The 23739-nt window shown below is 58.5% G+C and carries 19 protein-coding genes and 2 pseudogenes; 17 read left to right on the top strand and 4 right to left on the bottom strand.

Going from position 1 to position 23739, the window contains the following annotated elements; translation table 11 throughout:
* Window positions 1-148 precede the first annotated feature (148 nt).
* Complete coding sequence (gene nagZ, locus IPP35_03115; GenBank protein MBL0058108.1) at window positions 149-1660, bottom strand: beta-N-acetylhexosaminidase; 1512 nt, start codon at window positions 1658-1660, stop codon at window positions 149-151.
* A gap of 68 nt (window positions 1661-1728) precedes the next feature.
* On the opposite strand from nagZ, the gene IPP35_03110 reads away from it, so the two are divergent.
* Genes IPP35_03110 through IPP35_03090 form a run of 5 tightly spaced genes read left to right on the top strand, consistent with a single transcriptional unit; the run spans window position 1729 to window position 5944 of the window.
* Window positions 1729-2622 (top strand): N-acetylmuramic acid 6-phosphate etherase, encoded by an 894-nt coding sequence (locus IPP35_03110; protein ID MBL0058107.1) that lies wholly within the window; start codon window positions 1729-1731, stop codon window positions 2620-2622.
* A complete protein-coding gene (locus IPP35_03105; protein ID MBL0058106.1) occupies window positions 2619-2969 on the top strand; it encodes a DUF1343 domain-containing protein in 351 nt (116 codons plus the stop codon). Before IPP35_03110 ends, IPP35_03105 begins: the two co-directional genes overlap by 4 nt.
* Window positions 2970-2974: 5 nt before the next feature.
* Entirely contained in the window at window positions 2975-3817 is an 843-nt protein-coding gene (locus IPP35_03100; GenBank protein ID MBL0058105.1) for a DUF1343 domain-containing protein, read from the top strand.
* Window positions 3817-5331 carry a hypothetical protein gene (locus tag IPP35_03095; protein ID MBL0058104.1) on the top strand — a complete coding sequence of 505 codons (1515 nt, stop codon included), beginning with the start codon at window positions 3817-3819 and terminating at the stop codon, window positions 5329-5331. The genes IPP35_03100 and IPP35_03095 overlap by 1 nt, the downstream gene beginning before the upstream one ends.
* Window positions 5321-5944: a VTT domain-containing protein gene (locus IPP35_03090; protein MBL0058103.1), complete on the top strand. Its 624-nt coding sequence runs from the start codon at window positions 5321-5323 to the stop codon at window positions 5942-5944. The genes IPP35_03095 and IPP35_03090 overlap by 11 nt, the downstream gene beginning before the upstream one ends.
* On the opposite strand, the gene IPP35_03085 is transcribed toward IPP35_03090, so the two are convergent.
* The gene (locus tag IPP35_03085) at window positions 5922-6686 is read right to left on the bottom strand and encodes a hypothetical protein (GenBank protein MBL0058102.1); all 765 of its coding nucleotides are present in this window, start codon (window positions 6684-6686) and stop codon (window positions 5922-5924) included. The genes IPP35_03090 and IPP35_03085 overlap by 23 nt on opposite strands.
* A 152-nt stretch (window positions 6687-6838) precedes the next feature.
* Here IPP35_03085 and zapB point away from each other — a divergent pair, with 152 nt between their 5' ends.
* The 5 genes and pseudogenes from zapB to crcB all read left to right on the top strand — a co-directional run bounded on the left by zapB (window position 6839) and on the right by crcB (window position 9661).
* On the top strand, window positions 6839-7075 hold the full coding sequence (zapB, locus tag IPP35_03080; protein ID MBL0058101.1) for a cell division protein ZapB: 237 nt from the start codon (window positions 6839-6841) through the stop codon (window positions 7073-7075).
* A 32-nt stretch (window positions 7076-7107) separates the two neighbouring features.
* On the top strand, window positions 7108-7371 hold the full coding sequence (locus IPP35_03075) for a cell division protein ZapA (protein MBL0058100.1): 264 nt from the start codon (window positions 7108-7110) through the stop codon (window positions 7369-7371).
* Between the two features lie 62 nt (window positions 7372-7433).
* A pseudogene (locus tag IPP35_03070) lies at window positions 7434-8704 on the top strand (replication-associated recombination protein A).
* On the top strand, window positions 8701-9285 hold the full coding sequence (locus IPP35_03065) for a 5-formyltetrahydrofolate cyclo-ligase (GenBank protein ID MBL0058099.1): 585 nt from the start codon (window positions 8701-8703) through the stop codon (window positions 9283-9285). Before IPP35_03070 ends, IPP35_03065 begins: the two are co-directional and overlap by 4 nt.
* The gene (gene crcB / locus IPP35_03060) at window positions 9278-9661 is read left to right on the top strand and encodes a fluoride efflux transporter CrcB (protein MBL0058098.1); all 384 of its coding nucleotides are present in this window, start codon (window positions 9278-9280) and stop codon (window positions 9659-9661) included. The genes IPP35_03065 and crcB overlap by 8 nt, the downstream gene beginning before the upstream one ends.
* A gap of 462 nt (window positions 9662-10123) precedes the next feature.
* Here crcB and IPP35_03055 read toward each other — a convergent pair whose 3' ends face one another.
* Together IPP35_03055 and IPP35_03050 are read right to left on the bottom strand one after the other, a co-directional pair.
* Window positions 10124-10936 (bottom strand): IS3 family transposase, encoded by an 813-nt coding sequence (locus tag IPP35_03055; GenBank protein MBL0058097.1) that lies wholly within the window; start codon window positions 10934-10936, stop codon window positions 10124-10126.
* 23 nt (window positions 10937-10959) lie between these two features.
* Entirely contained in the window at window positions 10960-11274 is a 315-nt protein-coding gene (locus IPP35_03050; GenBank protein ID MBL0058096.1) for a transposase, read from the bottom strand.
* A gap of 496 nt (window positions 11275-11770) precedes the next feature.
* On the opposite strand from IPP35_03050, the gene IPP35_03045 reads away from it, so the two are divergent.
* The 7 genes and pseudogenes from IPP35_03045 to IPP35_03015 all read left to right on the top strand — a co-directional run bounded on the left by IPP35_03045 (window position 11771) and on the right by IPP35_03015 (window position 23739).
* On the top strand, window positions 11771-12685 hold the full coding sequence (locus tag IPP35_03045; protein ID MBL0058095.1) for a PorV/PorQ family protein: 915 nt from the start codon (window positions 11771-11773) through the stop codon (window positions 12683-12685).
* A gap of 99 nt (window positions 12686-12784) precedes the next feature.
* A complete protein-coding gene (locus tag IPP35_03040) occupies window positions 12785-16330 on the top strand; it encodes a hypothetical protein (GenBank protein ID MBL0058094.1) in 3546 nt (1181 codons plus the stop codon).
* Window positions 16331-16353: 23 nt separating this feature from the next.
* Entirely contained in the window at window positions 16354-19935 is a 3582-nt protein-coding gene (locus IPP35_03035; protein MBL0058093.1) for a carbohydrate binding domain-containing protein, read from the top strand.
* A gap of 50 nt (window positions 19936-19985) precedes the next feature.
* Window positions 19986-20888, top strand: coding sequence for a hypothetical protein (locus tag IPP35_03030; GenBank protein MBL0058092.1), 903 nt, complete (start codon window positions 19986-19988; stop codon window positions 20886-20888).
* Between the two features lie 59 nt (window positions 20889-20947).
* Window positions 20948-21490 (top strand): hypothetical protein, encoded by a 543-nt coding sequence (locus IPP35_03025; GenBank protein MBL0058091.1) that lies wholly within the window; start codon window positions 20948-20950, stop codon window positions 21488-21490.
* A gap of 223 nt (window positions 21491-21713) precedes the next feature.
* A complete protein-coding gene (locus tag IPP35_03020; GenBank protein MBL0058090.1) occupies window positions 21714-22550 on the top strand; it encodes a fibronectin type III domain-containing protein in 837 nt (278 codons plus the stop codon).
* Window positions 22551-22965: 415 nt separating this feature from the next.
* Window positions 22966-23739, top strand: a pseudogene (locus IPP35_03015) (TIGR00282 family metallophosphoesterase).

The raw sequence follows: 23739 nt of genomic DNA, 5'->3' as shown, positions 1-23739 counted from the left end.
TTCCACATATTCTGAAGGAGGTCCGGCAATTGGGGTGGGGGGACGGCTTTTTTCTTACTCGCCTGAGCGAGGCCGCGTTTCCCGGCGCACGCCGCCACTCGGAGCCAACTACCTCCCAGGTCTACCGCGACGGTGGTGGGCGCGGGGCTCATGAAGGGAAAACTTTTTTTAGGCAGGCTTCGATTTGACTTTGCCGGAACCCCGAGGCGCTCACGAGGGTGGTGCGGGCGGAGGCATATTCCCCGTCATAAGGATCCCGCATGAGAACGAGGACCAGGGGCCGGTTTTCTTTTTCAAGCGCCGCCAAGAGGCGTCGAAGGCCTGGGTGGAGATGAGCGTCGAAACAAAAGAAGACGGTGGCGTCGTGCGAGCGGCCCCCGCGAACCGCCCGACGGAGAAGAGCGGGAGAGGGATCCAGGGGAAAGAGATCCATTCGCCCGACGGGACCGATTCGCGAAAGGAGAAAGGACCGTTCCCGGCGCAAGGCCGGCTCGATCATAATCCGGCGAGCCAGATCCGAAAGGCGCGGAAAAATCACCTGAACCTTTCCCGCGTTCAGGAAGGGGAGGGCCGCTCGTCCTGGTCGAACGCGGACGGCGGCATCGGCTACCCGGCGCGCGAGACTCTCTCCCGAGGGATCGGCCCGGAGCGCTCCGGGCGTGAAGCGCGGTTGGGACGATCCTCGGAGGCGCCGGATCCGTTGGACCGAGTTTACCAGGTCCGTTTCTTTCAGTTCCCCCGAGCGATAGGCGTCGCGAAGCGCCCGGGCGACTTCCCTTTGAAGGATTCTCTGGTGACAGCATAGGATCAGGTCGTGCCCCGCCCGGGCGGCCAAGACCGCCGCGCGTCCCACCCCGGCCAGTCCGCCCAGGGCGCCCATTTCCAAATCGTCCGAGGCGACCACGCCGCGGAAGCCCATTTCTTTGCGAAGCAGGTCGGTCATCAGGCGGCGCGAGAAGGTGGCCGGCGTGCGCGGGCGGGGGTCGAGTTTGGGATAGAGCGGGTGGGACGACATGACGAGGTCCACGCCGGCGTCGATGGCGGCGCGGAAAGGCACCAGGTGCCGACGTCGAAGTTCCGCCCAACCGACGTCAATGACCGGGAGGTCGAGATGGGGATCCTTGGTGGCGGGCCCGAGGCCCGGGAAATGTTTGGCGCAGGCGCTCACCCCCTGGCGCTGGAGGGCTCGGATCCGCGCCGAGGCCAGTCGCGCCACTTGGGCCGGGTCCCGGCCGTAGGACCGGATGCCGATGTTGGGGCTGAACGCCTCGGTCAGGACGTCCACGGTGGGGGAGAAGTTCACGTCCACTCCCAGTCGGCGGAGTTCCCGCCCCTCGATGGTTCCCTGGGCGCGGGCCCAGTCCGTGCGGTCCGCGACGCCGAAGGCCAAATTGTCCGGAAACACCGTCACGCCGGATTCGAACATGACCACCCGGCCTCCCTCGTGGTCCACCGTCACCCGGAGGCGCCGTCCGAGCGATTCCTCCAGGCCGCGGATCAAACCGCAAATCTGTTCGGGCGAGCGAAAATTGATTCGGTAGAGAATCAACCCCCCCGCGTGGGTTTCCCGAAAAAGTCGTAGATCTTCCACCGTAGGGCGGGGGCCCGGAATCCCGAACACCAGGGTTTCACCGATCAGCCGGTCCAATTCATCGGACATGGGGAACCTTCCTTTTCGGAGCGGCCGGCCCGAGGGCGAGGCTCTCCAAAATTGTTATTCTCATCTTCATGAAACTCGCGGCCTACCGCCGACTGCCAACGGAGAAACCCCATCCCGGATCGATGGAGCTGGACCGGCTTTCGCCGGGCCGACTCTTCGACCTCATGAGCGGGGAGGACCTGGCCGCGGCCCGGGCCGCCGCTCGCGCTAAACGGGACGTTCTCCGGGCCGTGGACCGGATCGCCGGCCGCTTGGCCCGGGGAGGGCGGCTGTTTCTGGCGGGGGCCGGAACCAGCGGCCGCCTGTGCGTTTTGGAAGCCGCTGAATGCCCGCCGACCTTCGACACGCCTCCCCACCTCATCCAGGCCCTCATGGCCGGAGGCCGTTCCAGCGTTTTCCGGTCCAAAGAAGGCGCCGAGGACCAGGCCGAAGAAATCCGCCGCCGTTTGGATCCCGTCCTGCGTTCTTCCGACGCCGTGGTGGCCGTGGCCGCCAGCGGCGTCACCGCTTTCGCCGGGGCGGCCCTGGCGCTGGCCCGCCGCCGGGGAGCGGCCTCCATTCTTGTCACGTGTAACCCCAAGGCGGCCGCCCGGGCCGACGTCCGCATCGTTCTTCGCACGGGTCCCGAGATCCTTACCGGGTCCACGCGGCTCAAGGCCGGGACGGCGACCAAGATGATACTAAACATGCTCACCACCATGACCCTGGTTCGACTGGGAAAAGTGTACGGCCAATGGATGGTGGACCTCCAGCCGCGGTCCAAGAAACTCGCGGCCCGGGGAACCCATTTGATCTCCCTCCTGGGCCGGGTCGCGCCCGAGGAGGCGAGGCGGCTCTTAGCGCGGTCCGGCGGCCGAGTGAAAACCGCCATCGTGATGGCCCGGCGGCGAATGTCGAGGCGGGAAGCCCGGCGCGCCCTCTCACGCGCCGACGGATCCCTGCGCGCGGTGTTGGAGACATGAGCCGCCCAGGGGCCCTTTTGGGGTTGATGCTCTTCGCGGGGGCAATGCTTCAGGCTCAGGTGAAGACCGGGTTGGACGTTTTAGTCGAGGAACATTTTGCGCCCCTCTGGGGAAAACGGGTGGGCGTCATCGCCAACCAATCCGCCGTGGACCGCGAGGGGCGGAATGTGGTGAACCTCCTAAAAGAGGCTCCCGGCGTCACCCTGGCCGCCGTGTTCACGCCGGAGCATGGCCTAACCGGAAAAGTCGAGCATGGGCGCCCGGTCGCCGATGGCGTTCTCCCCGGCACCGACGTTCCCGTTTATAGTCTCTACGGCGCGACCCAGCGGCCCACCCCGAGAGTCTGAAGGGGTTGGACGCGCTGGTCTGCGATTTGCCCGACGTGGGCGTTCGTTTCTACACCTACATCACCACGCTCGGTTACGCGCTGGAGGCGGCGGCCAAGGCCAACCTGGAATTCATTGTCCTGGATCGGCCCAATCCCTTGGGTGGGGCCGTGGTGGAAGGCTTGGTCCTTTCAACGGAAGTGAGGCACTTTACGGCCTACTATTCCATCCCCACCCGCCACGGGCTGACGATGGCCGAAATCGCGCGATGGCATAACGAGCGGAACGGGTTGAACGCTAGGATTCTGACGGTCCCGATGAAGGGGTGGAAACGCTGGATGCTCTGGGACGACACGGGGTTGGAATTTTTCCCTCCGTCGCCCAATATTCGGACCCCCGGCGCCGCTCTCCTTTACGCGGGTCTGGGGGCCTTTGAGTCCACGAACCTTTCCGTCGGGCGCGGAACCCCCCGGCCCTTCGAGGTCTTCGGCGCCCCCTGGATGAAAAGCGAGCCCCTGGCCCGGGCTCTGGCCAAGAAAAAGCTCCCCGGGTTTCGACTCAAATCGACGACGTTCACGCCCCGCTCGGATCGGTATAAGGGAAAAAAGTGTTTCGGCGTCCGGGTGGAACTTACGGACCCCCAGCGCGTCCGGCCGGTGGACCTCTTCGTCCATGCCGCGTGCCTCTTGCGGGACCTTTCGCCCAAGGAGTTTCAGCCCCGTTGGGCCGAGATGCCCCGGGTGGTCGGATCCGCCGATTTCGAAACGTGGTTCAAAGCGGGGGATTCCCCCGAGGCGATACTGGAGCGGATTCACCGAAGCGCGACTATTTTTTTCGACGATCGAAAATCCATCCTGGTGTACCCCTGATGGAAACCGGATGGTGGGATCGCGCCTTGGTGGCGCCGGCGGACTTCGCTGTTCTGGGCGGGCTTTTGGCCCTGATGGTGGGGGTTGGTTTTTTCTTTCGTCGCCGGCAGACCTCCACCCAGGAATTTTTTCTCGGCGGGCGGCGGGTTCCCGGCTGGGCGGCCGCGCTCTCCTTTGTGGCGACGGAAGTGAGCGCTGTCACCATCATCTCCGTCCCGGCCACGGCTTACCGGGAAAACTGGGAGTATCTTCAATTCTTTATCGGATCGGCCGCGGCGCGGATCGTGATCGCCACGCTCTTCATCCCCGCTTTTTATAAATTCAACTGCACGACGATCTATCAATACCTGGCGGCGCGGTTCGGGTGGGGAACTCAGGTGGCGGCCTCTTTCTTTTTCTTCCTGACCAGGCTCCTGGGCTCCGGGGTCCGGCTGATGGCGGCCTGTCTGGCCCTGTCGGTGCTTCTGGGATGGGACATTCGGGCTGTGATCGTGGTGTTCATCGTGATCGGCATCCTCTACATGGGGCTGGGCGGGATGCGCGCCGTGGTGTGGACGAACGTTTTGCAGGCGTTGGTTTTTATCGGGGGCGGGCTGGCCGCGATTTGGTTTTTGGCGGGACGGACCGAGGGAGGTCTGGGGGGACTTTTCCACCTGGCGCGGGCCGGGGGACGACTGGCGGTTTTCGACTGGGGGCCCTCGGTGGGCGACCCGGCCTACTGGAGCTCTTTTTTCCGAAATCCGAACATTCTCTGGGTGGCGATCTTGAACGGTTTTTTCGGTTCCATGGCGGCTTTCGGCACGGATCAGGACCTGATGCAACGCCTGCTCACGGTGGAGACCCGACGGTCGAGCCAGCGGACGATGATCGCCACCATTTTTCTAAGCCTGGGCGTGTTGTTGATTTATTTGATGGTGGGGGCGGGACTCTACGCTTTTTACGCCGCGCGGCCTGAAGCGGTGTTGCCGGAAAAACTGGACGCTATTTTCCCGCACTTTATCGGGCGCGAGATGCCCACTCTTTTAAAAGGGTGGCTTCTGTCGGCCATCGTTTTGGCGGGAATCGATTCGCCCTTGGCGTCCTTGGCGACTTCTTTTGTGACGGATGTTTATCGGCCGCTGGCGGCCCGAGCCGGGGCCGTGCTCGACGAGCGGCGGCTGGTCGGACTTTCCCGGGCGTGCGTGGCCGCCTTCGGGGTCCTTTTGGCCCTGGTGGCCTGGGGATTCAGCCGTTTTGAAAATATTCTCTGGCTGGCCTTTAAGATCGGCGGCGTCACCTTCGGGTCCCTGTTGGGCGTCTTTCTCCTGGGCCTCCTCACCCGCCGGGGACGGACCGCCACCAACCTCATCGCCATGGGGGTGAGCGCCGGGGTGAACCTGGTTCTTCTTGTTCTCTCCGAACGGGGCCTCCTTCCGCTCGGCTGGAGCTGGTTGGTGATCCTGGGGACGCTCGTGACCTTCGGTTTAGGATATTCGCTCTCTTCGGGGGAACAAGGGGAAAACCATGCTGGCTAGTTTCATCCATCTGATCGAAGCGTTGAAGGGGAACCCGCTGTCCTTGCCCGTGTTCGTGATCCTGTATGCCGCGGCTTGCCTCATCGTTCCGGTGAGTTTGTTCCCTGTGGCTGGGGGGGTCCTCTTTGGGTTTCGAGGAGGGATGGCCGTGAATTTGGCGGCGGTTTTACTGGGAGCCACGGGGCCCTTTTTCATCGCCCGGCGGTTGGGCCAACACGCGCTGACCCGATTTTTTAGCCGCTGGCGGAACCGCGACGTGGCCGCGCGGTTGCGGAATCCCGGGCCCGGAATGTTCATCGTCATCCGACTTCTGGGGTTTCCTCCATTCGTGGTGACCAACTATTTGGCGGGCCTCTCGCACATGCGCTACAGGCGGTTCCTGTGGACCAGCGCCGTCGGTCTTTTGCCGTGGACCTTCGTGATGACTTTTTTCGCGGACACTTTTTGGACGATCCTTCTGGAAGCGGGGATGACGGGGTTTCGCCGGGCCATGATGAACCACGCTCAGCCTCTCCTGTGGGGCGGCGGCGTGATGGCCGCTCTCCTGGTGGCGGGCTACGGGATGAACGGCTGGAGGGGGAAGAAGAGAGTCAAGTTGTCTGGCGGAAGCTGAAGAGGAACCGTTCGGACTCCGCCGACAGGCGTTCCATCCAGACGGGCACGGCCACGACGGAGAGAACGAACATGTCGCCTCCGTTTAAAAGAAAAATCAGGCGGTGGCGGAGCAGAATCAGCTGGTCGGGATCCTCGTAGACCACTTCATAGGCCCCGGGAGCGCCGGGGTAGGGGATCGAGCGTTGGGTGAGGATTTTCGTCGATCCGCTTTTCGGCAGGGCCAGGAGAAAGTTCAGGCCCGCGGTTTCAAGGTTCGTTTTAGCGGGAAGCGCTCTACGGGTGACGGAAAATTCCATCGCCGGCGTCAGACGGTTGGGTTTGAAAAGGAAGGTTGTCGCTCCGTTGGTTCGCGCGTCGTAGGGTTTCCAGAGACCCGGATAGTGGACCGACCAGCCTTCGCGGTCCTCCTGGAAAAGCGCGTCATTTCCCCCCAATTGGAAGGCGCGCCGCCAGAGGCCCTGGTAGGCCAATCGTCCGGCCGCGTCGCTGAACCCCATGAAAGAAAGCAAGAGCCCCAGGCTCGCTAGCCAACGCGCCCGATAAATATGCGGGTAGAGCGTGCCTCTCCCGAGCACCCAAAGGCAATAAGGAATGGCCAAGAGAGCGAGCGATACCGCCATCCAGGGGCCTAACGCCCAGCGGAAAGTCAAAACACCGATGGCGGCCAAGAAGGCGGAAAGCGAATAAATCGGGCTGGGTCGAACCCATCGGGAGTGCGGGGCGTTCGGCGGGTTTGTCATGGTCAGTCCATACTATAGCAAAGACCGAAACCCGTCAAAAATTTCTTTTGTAATTTGAGCCCCGGGCCCGGGCGTCCGGCATCGAAGGGCCATGGTTTCCGTCGATAGGACGCTTGTCGGAGCGGGACTTTTCTGCTAGTCTAATGGTCGCGATGCCGTCCCCCCTTTTAAACAAGCTGGCCGATAAAGTCCGTCTGGCCGCCGCCGAGATCCATCATCTCAGGAAAGAACGCGAGCGGCTCACGGCGGAGCTGGCCTTGATGGAGGAGGAAAGCCGCCGCGCCCGCAAGCTCCTGCGGGCGCACGACGATCTGCTGGCCGAGCGAAAAAAAACCCGGGAGCGACTGGAAAAAATCCTCGCCAAATTGGACGGACTGAAGGTCGCGTGAACCCACTCGTTAAAGACAAAACCCGAGTCAATATTTTTGGCAAGCTTTACGAGCTTGACCCCGGCCATCTCACGCCGCTGGAGGCGAGCCAATTGGCCAGTTACGTGGACCAGAAAATGAAAGAAATCGCGGAGAAGTTCGGCCTGGTGGATACCCAGAAAATCGCCGTTTTGGCGGCGCTCAACATCGCCTTTGAGCTCGGGGCCAGGAACAAGGCCGCCGGGGGGGAACTACCGCCTCAAGACGAGGCGAAGATCAAAGGCCTTTTGGAATCTCTTGAGAAAGCCCTCGCGTGACGGCGGATCTGTTCGACGAAAAAATCGTTGAGCCGGGGGCCGGGGCGCCCCTGGCGGCCCGCATGGCCCCCCGGGACTGGGGCGAGTTCGCGGGACAAGGCGGGCTGGTGGCGGAAGGGAGCCTCCTTCGCCGCGCGGTGGACGCGGATCGGTTGGGGTCGGCGATATTTTTTGGTCCTCCGGGGTGCGGGAAGACGGCGCTGGCGCGCCTCGTGGCCGCCAAGAGCCGGGCCCAGGTGGAACAAACGAACGCTGTGACGATCGGCGTGCCCGACATTCGGAAAATCCTGGCCGCGGCCGCCGAACGCAAACGGGCCCGGGGCTTGCGCACTCTGCTGATCTTGGACGAAATTCACCACTTCAACCGCACCCAACAGGACGCCCTCTTGCCCGACGTGGAGCGCGGCCTGGTGACCCTGATCGGACTCACCACCGAAAACCCGTTCTTTTATGTGAACGCCGCTCTCCTCTCCCGTTCCACCGTTTACGAATTCAAGGCGTTGTCGCAGGAAGATCTCCGGGGCTTCTCCGCCGGGCCCTGTCCGACCCGGAGCGGGGTTTTGGAAAGAAAAAAGTCCGGCTGGACCCCGAGGCCGAGGATCACCTCCTGTCCATGTCGGATGGGGACGCTCGGCGCGTCCTGAACGCCCTGGAATTGGCCGTCCTCACGACGTCGGAAAAAGCGGGGGAAATCCATGTCCCCCTGGCCGTGGCCGAGGCTTCCACCCAGCGACGGGCGCTTCGCTACGACAAGGGGGGCGACGAACACTACGACACCATTTCCGCTTTCATCAAGTCCCTCCGAGGATCGGACCCGGACGCCGCGCTCTATTGGATGGCGAAGATGCTGGCCGCGGGGGAGGACCCGCGCTTCGTGGCCCGCCGCTTGTTGATCTGCGCCTCGGAGGACGTGGGCAACGCCGACCCTCGGGCTCTCTTGATCGCCAACGCCGTTTTTGAAACCGTGGAAAAAGTGGGGATGCCGGAGGGCCGGATTCCATTGGCCCAAGCCGCGGTGTATGTGGCCATGGCGCCCAAGTCGAACTCCTCTTACGTGGCCATCAACCGCGCCCTGGCGGAGGTGGAGCGAGGGCCAAGGCGGGAGGTCCCCGCCCACCTGAAGGACGCTAACCGGGACGGCGAGGTTTTAGGCCACGGGGCCCATTACAAATACCCCCACGATTTTCCCGGCCATTTCAGCCCCCAGGAATACCTGCCCCAATGGATCCGTTTTTGGGAACCCGGCGACCAGGGGGATGAAAAACGGCTCAAGGATCGCTACGAAGCCCTTTGGCCGAAGCGCCGTCTTTCCGAGACGAAACCCACGCCATGAAAAAGCTCCAGCCGGAAGAGGCGGTCCGTCATAAACATTTTCTTCGGGGGTACTACCGCGAATTGGTCCGAGAAATTTCCTTCCCCAAACGTCGGGCGGCCGCCCTGGCGCTGGCTCGCCGGGTCGGCGGCCTGGTCGAATTCCGTCAGGCTCGGTCCGTCGGTGTTTTCCTGCCATTGTCCTTCGAGATCGAAACCGCTCCGCTGATCGCCCTCGCCCGACGTGAGGGAAAAACGGTGGCCGTTCCGGTGGTCTTCCCCGAGGAAAGGCGGCTTCGTTTCGCCGTCCTTCCGGACGGCCGCCCCCGATGGGTCAAAAACGTTTACGGCATACGGGAGCCTTTCCGACGGGACTGGGTGGACCGCTTGGATCTCCTCCTGGTCCCGGGCGCGGCGTTCACGCTTCGGGGAGACCGGTTGGGCTCCGGGGCCGGTTACTACGATCGGTATCTCGCCCGACGCCCGCGTCCGAAAACCATCGGGGTCTGTTTCGACGAACAGGTGGCGGTTCGCCTCCCCGTTGAAAAACACGATCATCGGATGGAGTGGATCGTCACCCCGACCCGGACCCGCCATGTTTAAACAATGGGTGCTGGTGGCCGCCGGAAGCGCTTTGGGCGGCGTGGCCCGCGTGGCGTTGTCAGCGGGAATTTATCGGCGGTGGGGAACCTCTTTCCCCTGGGGGACCCTGGCCGTCAACGGGGCGGGTTGTTTTTTCATCGGACTTCTTTTTACCTGGGCCGAGGAGCGTTTGCGTTTGGGAACGGCGGGCCGTCTTTTTCTGATGGCGGGTTTTTGCGGCGGTTTCACCACGTTCTCCACCTACGCGCTTGAAACCGTCCAATTATTTAAATCCGGCGCGACGTTCCCCGCTCTCGTCTATGTGGTCGGAAGTTCCGCCCTCGGTTTGGCCGCCTTCATCGCCGGGTCTTTCATGGGGCGTTTGGCTATTTTGTAACTCATTCCAATTTTACCCGTCTATCGACGGGGCTGGTCCCGCCGATTTAAATCCATTCCCCCAAAGCGAAAACTCAACCAACAGGAATATATTTGGCCCATGGTTTTTTGTGACGACCCCGCAAACATCCGTTAACCCAGATAATTCAGTTGCACGCGAGGACCGGCCGGTCGCAGAGCTCCCGGCCCTAGAGAATGAGATGACCGGGACAGAGCCGCTGACGTCAGACGGAAAACATGTCCCTTTTTACATAACAAAAAAGTGAGAGCCTAGCTGTGAGACTAAGATCTAACTGTTTTGTGAAATATAAGGGTCAGATTTTACGTCGAATCCCCTTTCAGCTCCTCTGCCGCCGCCGGTGTTCGGCGCTCTGCGCCGACCCGCGATTTAACTGAACCTTTCGTCTTAAGTTGTTAAATGACCTCCTGATCTTGCCCCGATAATGTGGACACGCGATTAAGTTCATGAGTTCTGTTTCTCAAAAGCCGATGGGCTTTTGTAGCCCACTCCAGAATGCCGCCTTTCGGCAATGTAAAACAACTCGATGTAATCGAACAGACTGTGTTCCGCCTCTTCGCGTGACCCATAACTCTGCCAATACGTGTGCTCAGTTTTCAGCGTGTGAAAGAACGACTCCATCATGGCGTTGTCGTAGCACGTTCCTTTGTCGCCCATGCTGCCATCGATCCCTTTGGCTTTCAGCAGCGCCTGGTATTCATGGTTCGCGTATTGCGCCCCCTGATCCGAATGGTGGACCAATCCGGGTTCCCCTTTTCGCTGGCCCAGAGCTCTTTCAAATGCTGCCCGGGCCAATTCTGTCGTCGGTCGGCGCCCCGGGACCATCCCACGATCTTGCGGGAATAGACGTCCAGGATCGCCGCCAAATAGGTCCAGCCTTCCACGTCCAGATATACGTAATGTCCGCAAGCCAAAGCCGGTTGGCCTGGGGCGCGGAAAAGACCCGCTGAACGAGGTTTGGCACGCCCACAAACCTCTTCCCTTGTGTCTCTTGGCCCGGAACCGATTCTTTACCTTCGCTTGGATTCCCGCGCGCCTCATGAGTCGCGCGACGCGATGGCGCCCGCAGCGGAACCCACGTTCCTGCATTTCTTCGGTCACGCGCGGGCTCCCGTAAGTCCGGCGGCTATTTTCAAAGATCTCTTTGATTTGGTTCAAAAGAACCTGATTCTCTTGCTCCCGGGAGCTCACTGCTGCTCCCCGTCGCCAATAATACCCGCTTCGGGACACATCCAGCGCCCGGCACATCAGATCCACCCGGTGTTCTTTTTCGTATCGCCTTATAAGCCTGAATCGATCGACTTTGGGCGCGACAAGATGGTTAAAGTTTTTTTTAGAATCTCGCGCTCTTCTTCGGCATTTTTCAACGCCTGCCGGAGCTTCCGGTTTTCTTCTTCCAGGTTCTTTCGTTGTCCGCGACCGGGAAAGGCGTTCTTGGGGTCTTGTTTGTAGTCCTGTTTCCAGCGGTGCAGCACCTGCCGGTGAATATCCAGCTTTCGCGCTACTTCCTCGAGGGGGACCCCTTCATCGAAGACCATTCGCAACGCATTGTGTTTGAAATTGGCGTCAAACGTTCGCCGTGTTCGCTTCTCCATGGACACACCTCCACCCGTAATGTAACTTATCTGGGTGTCCACTTTTTCGGGGGAAGATCATCTCTTAATCTGATTCCACCCAAACAGTCTCCCAGGGGGGAGAGGAGATCACTTTTCGGTAGAAAGGGGACCTGACGAACGAGGACAACACCCCCGTGGCCGGCGGGGTTTACCTGGCGATCGTGGAAAAGAACGGCGGGCGGAAACCGTTGAGGGTGATCGTGCAGAAATAAGCAACAGTTGTTTTCCTTCCCTGCGTCAACAATTCTCCATGATTATCGAGTTTATTCCCTTCCGTTACCAATAATTTACGACTTGTTGACAATAAATATTCAAACTCTTAAGGGAATCTTAAGGCGTCTTGGTGTAATAACCAAGAACCAGGACAACCTTTCTGTGTGAGGGGGAAAAGGGTCCAGAGCAGAATTAACGTCATTGGTTGTTTCGTTGCTGGTAAAGGGTGTGAACCCAGGGAAATATAAAAGGAGAATTTGCCATGAAACACATCAAAACCATTGGCTTGATGTCTTTTGCGTGTTTATTGCCGTTTGCGCAAGCTAAGGCCAAATCTGCCGGGACGACGGCGGTCCCATTTCTGAGCATGGGCGTTGGGGCTCGGGCCCTGGCCATGGGAGAGGCGGCCACGGGTGCCACGAGCGACGCCACCGCGCTTTATTGGAACCCTGGTGCGCTGACGCGGCTGGAAGGCCATTCGGCCACGTTCATGCACTCGACGGCCTTGGAAGAAAGCGCGCTCGACTATGCGGCCTACGGGCGCGGGAACGGTAAATCGGCTTGGGGCGTGGGCCTGCAGTATTTTTCACCGGGCGATGTGGACCAAACGGACCTGACGGGCGCCCCGATGGGAACCCTGACCCCCAACGATGTGTCCCTCACCGGCGGGTATGCGCGAACGGTGAGCGGCTACGGTATTGGGCTGTCGGTAAAATATGTGCAATCGAAATTAGTGGACACGGCGCGGACGTTGGCGGCGGACGGCGGAGTGATGTCGCCGGCGTTTTGGAAAAACCGACTGCGGGTGGGCGGGAGCGTGGCGAACCTGGGCGGCCATATCAAATACGACCAGGAATCGGCGCCCCTGCCGTTGATCTTAAGAGGCGGATTGGAGGCGCGCCCCTGGAAAGATTGGACGGGAGCGCTGGACGTGGTGGCGCCCAAGGACGAGAACCTTCATTTGGCATTGGGTGCGGAGTATCGACTAACGATGGGGAGCGATTTGAGCCTGGCGCTCCGCGGAGGATACAACAGCCGAGAATCCACAGGAGGAAGCGCGGAGGGACTCTCCGCCGGGCTTGGGTTTGGGTGGCGTAAACTGGTGGTGGACTACGCCTTCGTCAGCCACGGGGATCTGGATCCTGGTCAGGTGATTTCCGTGAAGTTTGGGTTTTAAAATGGCGCGGAATTCTCTCCGGCTTATCGTGGATCGGTTGGCTGAGCAGAATCTCGGGGGAAGGGGTAAGGCGTGTGGGAAAACAAAAAGGAGAAACCTATGGGTCCCCTGAAAAAAATCGTTGTTCTTGGGTTGGCTTTCCTCCCAGGGGTTCTGTTCGCCGCGGATCCAATCCCGATGAGTGAGGATGTCCTTGTTTTTCAACTTAAAAAATCCACCGGTGCCTATGCCGCCAAATATGGAGAATTGGACGAAACTCCCCTCGCGCTTGACCATTGCCCCTCCAGCAGTGAGGTGAAGCGCAAGGGCCAGTCGCGCAATTCCGACAAAATGGAAGGCTATGCCTCGGCGTTTTATGAAGGGATACGACTCCTTAAAGACAATCCTGCCCAAACCCTTTTGGTAAGCGACATGAAACAGGCGATCGTCCGCATGGGGGACGACGTTATCAGTGCCGCTATTCAAATCGACGGGACCAAATGGGGGTGGAACAATCTGTCCAGTGATTGGGAAGCCTGGGCCAACGGCACCTGCACGAATAACACCACGCCGGATCTCTATGACAGCGGTCGATCGCTCATGGTTCTGGGCCGAGCTTTTGAAACCACGACGGACATGGGGAAGAAGCGGGACTATTACGACGCGTTCATCAAAGGCGTCCATTATTGGTTGGACGATCGCGCGAACCCCTATTTGGCCGCGGGGTCCAGTTATGCCATCGTGAGAGGAACCCTCAAGGTCAAGGACATTCAGGCTTTTTTCAATCTGAAACCGAACAACGAAATATTGAATTTAGCGATCGTTGGCGGCCAGCGAACGGATGTTTGTCCCGGCCCTGGTTGCAACGACGGGGAAAAAGCGCTGAATCTGCTCGGGTTCTCCACCAGCACCTACACCCTGCCGCGCCCGTTCCGTTTTCACTATACGGCCGACGACCCTGCCTTGGTGAGCGTGAACTGTTCGGGTTTGTTGGGTTTGGCGATGTTGAAAATGGGCCTCACCCTCGCTCGTCTCAACGACCCGGCTTTTCCCATGCCGACCTTTGATATCAAGGTCGCCACACGGGACGGTTTGAAAACAGCCAAAGTGAAGAAAAGCCTTCTATATCTTGGGCATTGGACGATGTACTCCCTTTATTACAATTTGGCTCAGACGCCCTCCAACGCTTCCTATGACGACGTCGATACGCCCCAATACAAAACCCCCACTTTCGAGGCGCATTTCGGAACATTGACGGCTCCGGCCTTGGCGGAAGCGGGGGCCCTGCTCCAACGTCAGGAATATCTGGATGCCGCCGCACGGTCCTTGCGCGAAAACATGACCGCGCTCAAAAACTACGCTTTAGGGATCTATACCATGAAACCAAGTTCCAGTCCGGTGGTGTTTGCCGTCTGTTCGATGCGGAACTTGGATCCCGCCTTTTCCCAAGAATGCGACTCTCAGATCTATAACGCCACCCACTATGCGAGCGGGGCGGCCACGCGCTTGATGAGCCCCAATTGGATTGGGGTTTCTCTTTTGCAAGGAATCGTTCCCGTCAGTGGAACTCCGGACAGCGTCGAAAATCTCATGTCCGGCGATCGAGACGATACGCCGCCCGTCGTGTCCATAACGGCGCCGGTGGTCGGGACGATTTACCCGTCGTCTCGTACGGTCGCCGTCACCGCCGGCGTTTCGGACGCGGGCGGCGTGGCCCGAGTGGTGTTCGTGGTGGATGGAACGCCGATGGTGACCGATACGGCGGCCCCATTCGCCGCCTCCTTAATAAATCTCGCCCCCGGGAGCCACTCGCTCGCCGCACAAGCCTATGATGTTGCCGGCAATAGCGTGGTGTCCTTACCCGTCTCCATCCTTGTTGATCATATCCCGCCCACCGCGCCGTCGGGTTTAACGGCGACGGTTACTCAACAGACACTGGGCCTGTCCTGGTCCTTGTCCACCGATTCGGGCGGAGGGGGGGTGGCCGGGTATCGGGTGGACATGTCCACGGACACAGAGTTCGCTTCATTCGTTCCAGGGTGGAACGGGCGGGACGTTGGGCTGGCGGTCTCCACATCCGCGTCGGTTCAGATGTTCGACACGGTTTATTATGTTCGGGTAAGGGCCGTGGACGGCGCGGGGAATCTCTCCCCGTTTTCTTCCGTCGTTCCCGTCAAGCTTGGCGCTTTTAACGACGATTTTAATACTGAAGCCGTTGGGATATCCCCCTCTCGCTGGTCGGTCACCATGGCCAGTCAAACGAATGCGGCGATCAGCGGCGATGTGTTCGCCGGAGTTTCTGGAAAAAGCGCCTATTTGACGGACGACAATCTAAATGGCTATTGCCAACTGCAATACCTTTCGGGGCAAAAGATCAATACGTTTTATTATAGGGCGAATGTCCGGTTTCGTGAAACGCGCGCCTCCCATTACGTGCTCCTCGGCAACGGCAACGCAACCAGTGTCTATTTCATCAACGCCCACAGCGACGCCACTTGGAGCTTTTACGACGGAGCCAAATATGTTCGTTTTCTCGGGGATACCAAGGGCTACGCGGCCAACACCTGGTATCAGGTGGAGGTGCGGGCGGACCTGACGATCGGTCGGTTCAGCGTGTGGGTGGACCGGGTTTTGGTGGGGGACAACCTTCCTATTCCGGGGAGCAACTCGTCGATCTCTGGGATCCGTATGCTCCCCGCCTCCGCCCCCGGCGCGGGTGGCATGTGGGTGGACGATGTCCTGCTGACCACGGCGCTTCCCTTTTACGACGATTTTGAAAGCGAAAACGTGGGGACATCTCCCTCTCGCTGGGGCGTTAATTCATCCGCCGCGCAAACCGCCGTGACGGTGGCGGCGGACGCCACCTCCAGCGGGGGCGCCAAAAGCCTTTCTCTGGCGGACGACAATCCCGGCGGGTATTGCCATTTGCAGTATCTTGCGGGTCAGTCCGTCACGACGTTTTATTACCGCGCCCATGTCCGATTTAGGGAGGCGAATTCCTCCCATTACGTGTTTCTTGGCAACGGCAACGCAACCAGCGTCTATTTCATCAACGCCCACAGCGACGCCACGTGGAGCTTTTACGACGGCGCCAAATATGTTCGTTTCGCCGGTGACACCAAAGGCTATGCCGCGAACACCTGGTATGTGATTGAGATTCTGGCGGATTTCGCGGGGGGTCGATTCAGCGCTTGGGTCAATGGCGTCTTGGTGGGGGACAACGTCCCCATTCCAGGCGGAAACACATGGATCTCTGGTTTCCGCCTGCTTCCCGCTTCTTCTCCCGGGAAGGGGGCCCTGTGGGTGGACAATTTGTTTTTTGATTACAAAGGCATTCAAACGGGTGTTTTGGCGACGTCGCCCATCATGACCTTGCCTGTTCCGCTGGTTGCACCTCAATCCGTTGACGGGGCGCGAGCCTACCCGGTGCCTTTCCGCCCGGGGGGGGCGACCGTGTTGACTTTCGACCGGATTCCTGGGGGGGCAGAAATCCGTCTTTTCACGATGGAGGGCCGACCCGTCAAAACTCTTGTGGCGGATAATGGCGGCGTTGCGCCTTGGGACCTCACCAACGAGAACGGCGAAGCCGTGGCGAGCGGAGTTTATCTGGCGTTGATTGGGAAGGACGGGGAACAAAAGAGAATCAAAGTGGTGGTTCAAAAATGAATCGTGCCAAAGGGAGACCCCCCATGAAAAACCATTCTCTTCTCAAACGGATTGGGCTCCGATCTGGTTTGTCTGTTTTGGCGTTGGCAGGGGCCATGGGGCTTCACGCCCAAACCCGCGATTGGCAGACGCTCTTCCGATCAACGGACAACGCTTTGAATGGGGGCCAGGGCTATACCAGCGATCCCAACGGCGCCGTCTTGGCTTGGAACGAAGGGCCTTTACTTAAGTCCTATCTTCAAATGTTTGAGGCCTATCACGAACCCTATTACCTTCGCAAACTGGTGACCCATTTTGATCAAACAACGGTTCACTTGAGGGATTGGAACGGGGATGGCGGACGGGCTTGGGGAACCTCCAACTACACGGATGAACTGTTGGCCAATCCGGCCTTTTCCGGGGCGGGACCCGCTCCCGGTGTTCTGACCGTCAACCCGGGGTTTGAAGATGTGGATCCCCAGGCGCCGACCCTTCCCGCGGGTTGGACGCGGTCAGGGTCTTCAACGGAAGTTTTTCGATCCACGAACCTGGACGATCGGTATCAGGGGAGCGCCGGTTTGGTGGTCAAAACCAATGGGGTGAATTGGCGCCATGGAATTCAAAATCTGACCTATGTCCCCGGAGCGGTTTACCACGTATCGGTCTGGGGAAAGACCAACGGGAAAGTGAAAGGACGCATCGGGATCTATGACCGCACGGAGGGGACGGTGGTCCTGGGCGAAAAGTTTTTTGATTCGACGGTATGGCAAAAAGTGGAGTTCAATGTCCAGGCGCCTTCGGTCCCTGGACGGGACGTCAAGATTTACTGTTACACCGATCAATACCTTCCCACGGACGGGGTTGTTTATTTTGATGAGGTGGAATGGATCGGCGTGGGGGACCCCGTCGCGGTAAACCAAAACCCAGGATTTGAAGTGGGGGAGGGCGGCGTTTCAGCAAATCTTCCCGCGGGCTGGACGCGGTCGGGAACGTCCGAGGAAGTGTATCGTTCTCTTTTGGCGGAGGACCGGCGCGCGGGATCGGCGGGGTTGGTGGTAAAGACCAACGGGTCTTCCTGGCGCCACGGAATTCAAAGCCTAAGAAATGTTTATCTCCCCGGACAATCATACTACGTGTCGTTTTGGGGAAAAACAAACGGAAAAGTGAAAGGTCGCGTCGGCGTCTACGATCGAACTTCAGGAACGGTGACGCTGGCGGAGGTGTTCTTTTCAAATTCCAACTGGGCCTTTGGAAGCCTTACCTTCACCGCACCGCCCGCCGCGGGGAACGACCTTCAAATCCTCTGTTATTTCGACGATTATAAGCCGACCGATGGACGGGTGTCCTTCGACGATGTGCGGGTGGCCCTGGCCGATTCCGCCCACGCGGCCGATTGGCGAGCCGTGGGAGGACTTCCATCCACCGTGAACCGAACAAAACGGACGGATTGTCCTTCCCGGCCTTATTGTCTGGAAGTTCGGGCGGATGGAGACGGGACCGCCCCGGCGGCAGAACAGGAATCGTTTCGCGCCGTCCCGGGCGCGATCTATCAAGTTCGGGTCAAAAGCTGGGGATCGGCGCGCCTTGAAATCCTTAACGGCGAATCGGTGATCGAATTTGCTGAGCGAACGTCCGATTCCTGGGGTGATTTAGACTTTTTTTTCACCGCACCTGTCGCAGGAAATAACCCATTAAAAATGCGATTGACGCTTACCCGAAACGCGTTGGGGACAACCGCGCGTTTCGACCAGGCGTCTTTGAAAATGCAAGCGGAATATCTGGTTCATCAAGCGGTTCTCCTCGCGCCGATTCTTCGTTTCGCTCGTCTGGTCCGAGAAGATCCCTGGCTTCAGCCGGAGTTTAATGAAAAGGCAGAGAGCTACATCGTCCTGGCGAAGGAGACCATTCTTCCAAGTTGGGAAAGGGATTGGCGGGAAAAAGGGGACCAGGGGTTTTATGTGTCGAACGATCAAAAAGATTTTGGGCGCGCCGGTGAAACCGCCGATATCGCTCTTCCACACAACCAATATTTGCCCATGGCCGAAATCTTTCTTGACCTATGGCATTTAACGGGACAAACCAAATATCGTGAAAAAGCAGAAAAACTTGGGAAATCTTTTAAAGCTTTCCTGAAACCCGTCACTTTATCTTCTGGAGGAGGCTATGTGTGGCATTACGCCGATAACCTGTTCCAAGACGGTTTTGATAGCGGTTTAAAAGCTGAAGACTTAAACCATGGCAATCTTGATATATCTGCCGTCTTGCGCATGGCCGAGGACAGCGTGGTTTTTTCGCCGGAGGATATGCGAATGTTCGCTCGGACACTTCTGGAAACGGTGTGGAATGGAAATATCATCGATCCCTTTATGCATTCGCGTGTGGACGGATCTGATATCGTCGGCCATGAAGTGGATTACAAGTATGGAATGAACGAATGGGTCGGTTTAGCTCGATACGATCCGGCGGTTTGGCCGTTGGTGGATCGATTGTTTACAGGAATCTCCTGGCGCAATGGGGTCCGACTCTTAACGGTGTCCGGGTTGGCGAAATTCGATCCGCTTCAAAAACCCATCGAGCGAACCGCTCCAGGGAATGTGACGGCGACCGCTCTGTCGTCCACCACGGTGCGCTTGTCGTGGACTCCTCCCGCGGGCCCAACAATGAACGCCAACCCGGGGTTTGAGGCATCAAACGTATCGGACCTCAGCCTTCCAGACGGGTGGACGCGGTCGGGAACCTCCACCCAGGTTTTTCGTTCGACCGCCTTAAACGACCGTCGTTTTGGAAACGCCGGATTGGTGGTCAAGACGGATGGAACGCGATGGTTCAATGGAATTCGGGGACTCACCTATACCCCCGGAGAGACCTATCTTGTGACTTTCTGGGGAAAAACCAACGGAAGGGTGCGCGGCCGCGTGGGGGTCTATGATCGGACAGGTGGCGTCACCGTGGTCCTGAAGGATTATTTCTTCTCGAATTCAGAGTGGGCCCCGATGTCTTTCCGGTTCACCGCGCCCAACGGGTCGGGGAAGGATCTCAAACTCTATTGCTATTTTGACGATTACAGAATAACCGACGGCGTGGTGTGGTTTGATGAAATCCGCGTTTCGAAGGACATGCTGGCTCCCGCGACGTACAAAGTGTATCAGGCGGGCGTTGAAAAGGCTTCCACCGCCGAATCCACTTTGCTTCTCCGTGAATTGACGGCCAAGACGACCTATTTATTCACTGTGGTGGCCCGTGATTCTGAGGGAAACCAATCCCCCCAATCTTTTGAGGCGATGGTCCGCACAATGCCGCCGTCGGTTGGGATTCCTCTCCCGCCGATCTTGCCCGGCGATCCCTCTGCTTGGGAGACGGTGGATACTGCCCGCGCATACCCGTCCCCCTTCCAATCAGGGCGCGGAGCCGACGGCATCACCTTCGACCGAATCCCCGCGGAGACGACGGTGCGGATCTATACGTTGGACGGTCACCCGGTCAAAACCTTGATCTCGACCACAGGAGGGGCCGTTCTCTGGGACCTCACCAACGACGAGGGGAACCCCGTGGCCAGCGGGGTCTACCTGGCGATTATGGAAAAGAACGGCGGGACGAAACGGTTGAAGGTGGTCGTGCAGAAATAGGATCCAATGGCTGATCAGCCGTCTTTGGAAAATTAAAGGAGGAAGAATTCATGAGGACCCGTCCACCCAAATTATTAGGCTTGATGTTCGTAACGATCCTATCTTTTTGCGATGGTTGGTCTTCTTCGGGTTCTGAATCCATCAAAGGAGATAAAATGTTGGGGGATTTTGGCCGCCCATTAATTGAAAAGCGACGCCCTTTAGAAACGACCTACCACATCGACACCCCAGCGATGATCGATAAAATAAAATCGGCGGGCATGAAAACGTATCTGTATTTGATACGGGAATCCTCCTCGGGGGTACAATACAGCAGCTGGGAGGATTTTAGGAATGAGTTCATGCCCGCCGCCCAAGCGGCGGGTATTGAGGTTTGGGTTTATTTGTTACCTCCCAGCGAAGGTGGTCCGAATAAGCCCTACAGCCTGGCGGATGGGTATGGAACCAACCAGGAGGCCTACATCAAATGGGCAGAATCGATTGCTCTGGAGGCGAAGAGGTTCACTAACCTGAAAGGATTTGTTATGGATGACTTTACTCCCACCAATCAAACCAACACATTTTCACCGGAGTTTGTGGCCACCATGATGGAAAAAGCACACAGGATCTCCCCTTCGCTTTCCTTTCAGGTTGTCAATTACTTTGATCGCCTGACCCCCTCATTTATGGATGCCTATCAGGATCGTGTCGACGGGATCATTTTTCCATTCGAAAACCTCGACAACGCTTCTCTCCTGAACGAACAGATCAAAGGTGTCAGAAGTCTTTGGAACCGAAAAGGATGGAAAATTGCTTTTCCGCCTTACACGTGGGCGTCGGCAAACACGAAAGGGCGAATACGTCTCAAGGTGAATGTCGACGCGGCAACAAACCACCGAATCTCTTTTCAGCAACGGGATGCGTTCACCCGCCCATTGCTCTTCCAACGGGAAAATTTTTTAAACGACTACTGATTGACGGCGAAGAGGTTTGGAAAGAAGACTGCGGTGGTGTATCTGAAGGCGCCGTCAGTTTGGATATTTCAGACAAACTTAAAGCAAAGACAAGCGCCGAATTGCAATTCGAATTGTTCTTTAGTTCCGTTGTCCATCATTTCCCAATCCAATTTGAGATCTGGGACATTAAAACCACAAATTCCAATCTGGATCCTTACACTCCCCCGATGTTCACGGGTCCCCCTGATTTCCAGTTTCAGCCTTTTAACTCTCAGGTGCCTCGCCTCGCTTTGACCACCATGATCTATGCGAGCCAAACAAGCTGGCATCCTGAACCCCCAACCCTCTCTTACCTTCAAGACGCGCTCAGCGTAGCCCATTCCGCTGTAGGAAATGGAACGGCCGATGGCATTGTCACATTCTTTTTGGATAAATCAACCCCACCAACACCGGAATATTTGGTGGTAAAAGACCTGTTTAGTCAATGGAATACGTTGACGCCTCCGCGGGAATTAATCGCAAGTGGCGGGCAGGAGGCTCTTGCTCTTTCGTGGTTTCCTCCGGCCACGGGACAATACGCGGATTTAAAATACGTTGTTGATATTTTCGACCGCGATTGACTTCAATCCCTTCGTCCCAGGATGGAAAAACAAGGTGGTAGTGGAAACAGCGGTAACAGTGTCGGGCTTGCGAGCGAGTACAACTTATTTTGCGCGCGTTCGCGCTGAGGATGGGCATGGGACTCTTTCGAACTACAGCGAGATTGTGACGACGAAGACACTTCTTGACACGATCCCACCGGTGAAGCCAATGAACGTGACGCCAACGGGGCTGGAGGGAGGTGTGTCAATTGCCTGGACGGCGTCCACGGATGAGGGCGGGAGCGGGTTGAGGGGATACAAGGTGGATGTGGCAACCGGGAATTATAATTCTTCGCGCATTCCTGGTTGGGTGGCCCGCGGCGTAGGATGGTTGCCCCAGGTCACGGTGACTGGCCTGAGGGCGGAGACACTCTATTTTGTTCGTGTTCGAGCGGTGGATGGGGATGGCAATGAAAACTATTCGGACTGGGTGAGCACTCGAACGTTGCGGGACAAAACAGTCCCAGCCTCGCCTGGATCGTTGAATTTAGAGGGGAAAGGCCAATCGATCGATCTGTCTTGGCCTCAGGCCTCGGATGTTGGGGGAAGCGAGGTGGCAGGTTACCGGGTGGATGTGTCCTCCGATAACAACTTTTCCAGCCGTTTAAGTGGCTGGGATAAGAATTACATGGTGACTTTATCGACCAGCGTAAGGTCCCTGGCCGCGAACAAGATGTATTACGCACGTGTGTGGACCGTGGATGGGGCAGGAAACGAGTCGCCCCACGCCATTGCGGGGTCCACCAAAACCCTGTCAACCCCAGGCCTGACAGACCAAGGAATAGAGGACGAGGATCTGCCACTGGCTCCAACAACGGTGGACGGCGCACGGGCCTACCCCGTGCCCTACAGCCCCCACCACGGATCTGCCGGAATCACTTTCGACCGAATCCCCGCGGAGACGGCGGTGCGGATCTATACGATCAGCGGTCAACCGGTGAAAACCATAACCACGCCCCCGCAAGGTTCAGTTCCTTTGGGACCTGACCAACGACGCGGGATCTCCCATCGCCAGCGGTGTCTACCTGGCGATCATTGAAAAGAACGGCGGGCGGAAACGGTTGAAGGTGGTGGTGCAGAAATGAGGAGGGGGGAGCCACATTAAGGTGACGCACGAACGTGGGGTTTCCCGGTCCTTGTGACGAACCATCCCGACGGATCCACTTTTTCCCCAATGACGGTCCCGTGGGCTACCAGCGCGGGTTTCATTGCGTTGTTAAACGAAATCAATAAAATGGAAAACGGTCACACGGGGGTCTTGATTCGATTTTGGCGGGCCTTTTTATCCTTTCCCAAGCGATTTCCTCGGACTTCTTCTTCGTTGCTAAATGACGGCCGTCCCTTTCTTGGGCGGGGTGGTTTTTGACTTAGAACCCGGGTTGGCGCTTTCTATCCCCGAAAAAAGCGTTTGGTTTGATATAATCTTTTCTTTACATGTCGACGGGGGATGGGGAGTGCGCATTCTTTTTGTGGGGGACATCTTTGGGCGGCCGGGGCGGGAGGCGGTTCGGCACTTCGTTCCCGCTGATTCGGCGGGACGCGGGGATCGATTTTGTCGTCGGGAATGTGGAGAATGCGGCGGGGGGGCGGGGGATCACGGGGCCGGTGGCCCAGGAGCTTTTTGCGGCGGGAATCGACGTTTTTACGCTGGGGAACCACACTTGGGACCGGCCGGAAACCGAACCGCTCCTTTCGGACCCCCGTATATTGCGGCCGGCCAATTACCCTCCCATGTTGGCGGGGCGGGGGTGGGGTGTATCCCGTGAACGGCAAGCGGGTGGCGGTCCTTCAGTTGATGGGGCGCCACCACATGGACACCATCGACTGTCCTTTTCGCGCGGCGGATGCGCTCTTAAAAGGTTTAGAGGCGGATCTCATCCTCGTGGACATGCACGCGGAGACGTCCAGCGAAAAGCAGGCCATGGGATGGTATTTGGACGGGCGGGTGGCGGCGGTGCTCGGGACCCACCCATGTTCAGACGGCGGACGAACGGATTTTGCCGGGGGGCTCGGCGTTCATCGGGGACGTGGGGATGGCGGGGCCCCGGGACGGGATCATCGGCGGGGATCGAGCTTCGGCGCTCAAACGGTTCTTGACCGGAGTGAGAGTTCGTTTGTCCGTGGCGGAAGGCGACGCTCAGTTTTGCGCGGTGATCGTGGAGGCGGACGAGTCCACGGGGCGGGCTCGTTCGATTGAGAGAATCCATAAAACGTTTGAAAGGAAATGA

The sequence above is a fragment of the Elusimicrobiota bacterium genome, from assembly GCA_016721625.1.
Lineage (GTDB): Bacteria > Elusimicrobiota > Elusimicrobia > FEN-1173 > FEN-1173 > JADKHR01.
Note: the sequence above shows the minus strand (reverse complement) of the source record. Positions and strands in the feature narration are given on the sequence as shown.

Coding starts and splice junctions, on each gene's coding strand:
- nagZ (MBL0058108.1), bottom strand. CDS start 1,660: ATGTCCGATGAATTGGACCGGCTGATCGGTGAAACCCTGGTGTTCGGG.
- IPP35_03110 (MBL0058107.1), top strand. CDS start 1,729: ATGAAACTCGCGGCCTACCGCCGACTGCCAACGGAGAAACCCCATCCC.
- IPP35_03105 (MBL0058106.1), top strand. CDS start 2,619: ATGAGCCGCCCAGGGGCCCTTTTGGGGTTGATGCTCTTCGCGGGGGCA.
- IPP35_03095 (MBL0058104.1), top strand. CDS start 3,817: ATGGAAACCGGATGGTGGGATCGCGCCTTGGTGGCGCCGGCGGACTTC.
- IPP35_03090 (MBL0058103.1), top strand. CDS start 5,321: ATGCTGGCTAGTTTCATCCATCTGATCGAAGCGTTGAAGGGGAACCCG.
- IPP35_03085 (MBL0058102.1), bottom strand. CDS start 6,686: ATGACAAACCCGCCGAACGCCCCGCACTCCCGATGGGTTCGACCCAGC.
- zapB (MBL0058101.1), top strand. CDS start 6,839: ATGCCGTCCCCCCTTTTAAACAAGCTGGCCGATAAAGTCCGTCTGGCC.
- IPP35_03065 (MBL0058099.1), top strand. CDS start 8,701: ATGAAAAAGCTCCAGCCGGAAGAGGCGGTCCGTCATAAACATTTTCTT.
- crcB (MBL0058098.1), top strand. CDS start 9,278: ATGTTTAAACAATGGGTGCTGGTGGCCGCCGGAAGCGCTTTGGGCGGC.
- IPP35_03050 (MBL0058096.1), bottom strand. CDS start 11,274: ATGGAGAAGCGAACACGGCGAACGTTTGACGCCAATTTCAAACACAAT.
- IPP35_03045 (MBL0058095.1), top strand. CDS start 11,771: ATGAAACACATCAAAACCATTGGCTTGATGTCTTTTGCGTGTTTATTG.
- IPP35_03040 (MBL0058094.1), top strand. CDS start 12,785: ATGGGTCCCCTGAAAAAAATCGTTGTTCTTGGGTTGGCTTTCCTCCCA.
- IPP35_03035 (MBL0058093.1), top strand. CDS start 16,354: ATGAAAAACCATTCTCTTCTCAAACGGATTGGGCTCCGATCTGGTTTG.
- IPP35_03030 (MBL0058092.1), top strand. CDS start 19,986: ATGAGGACCCGTCCACCCAAATTATTAGGCTTGATGTTCGTAACGATC.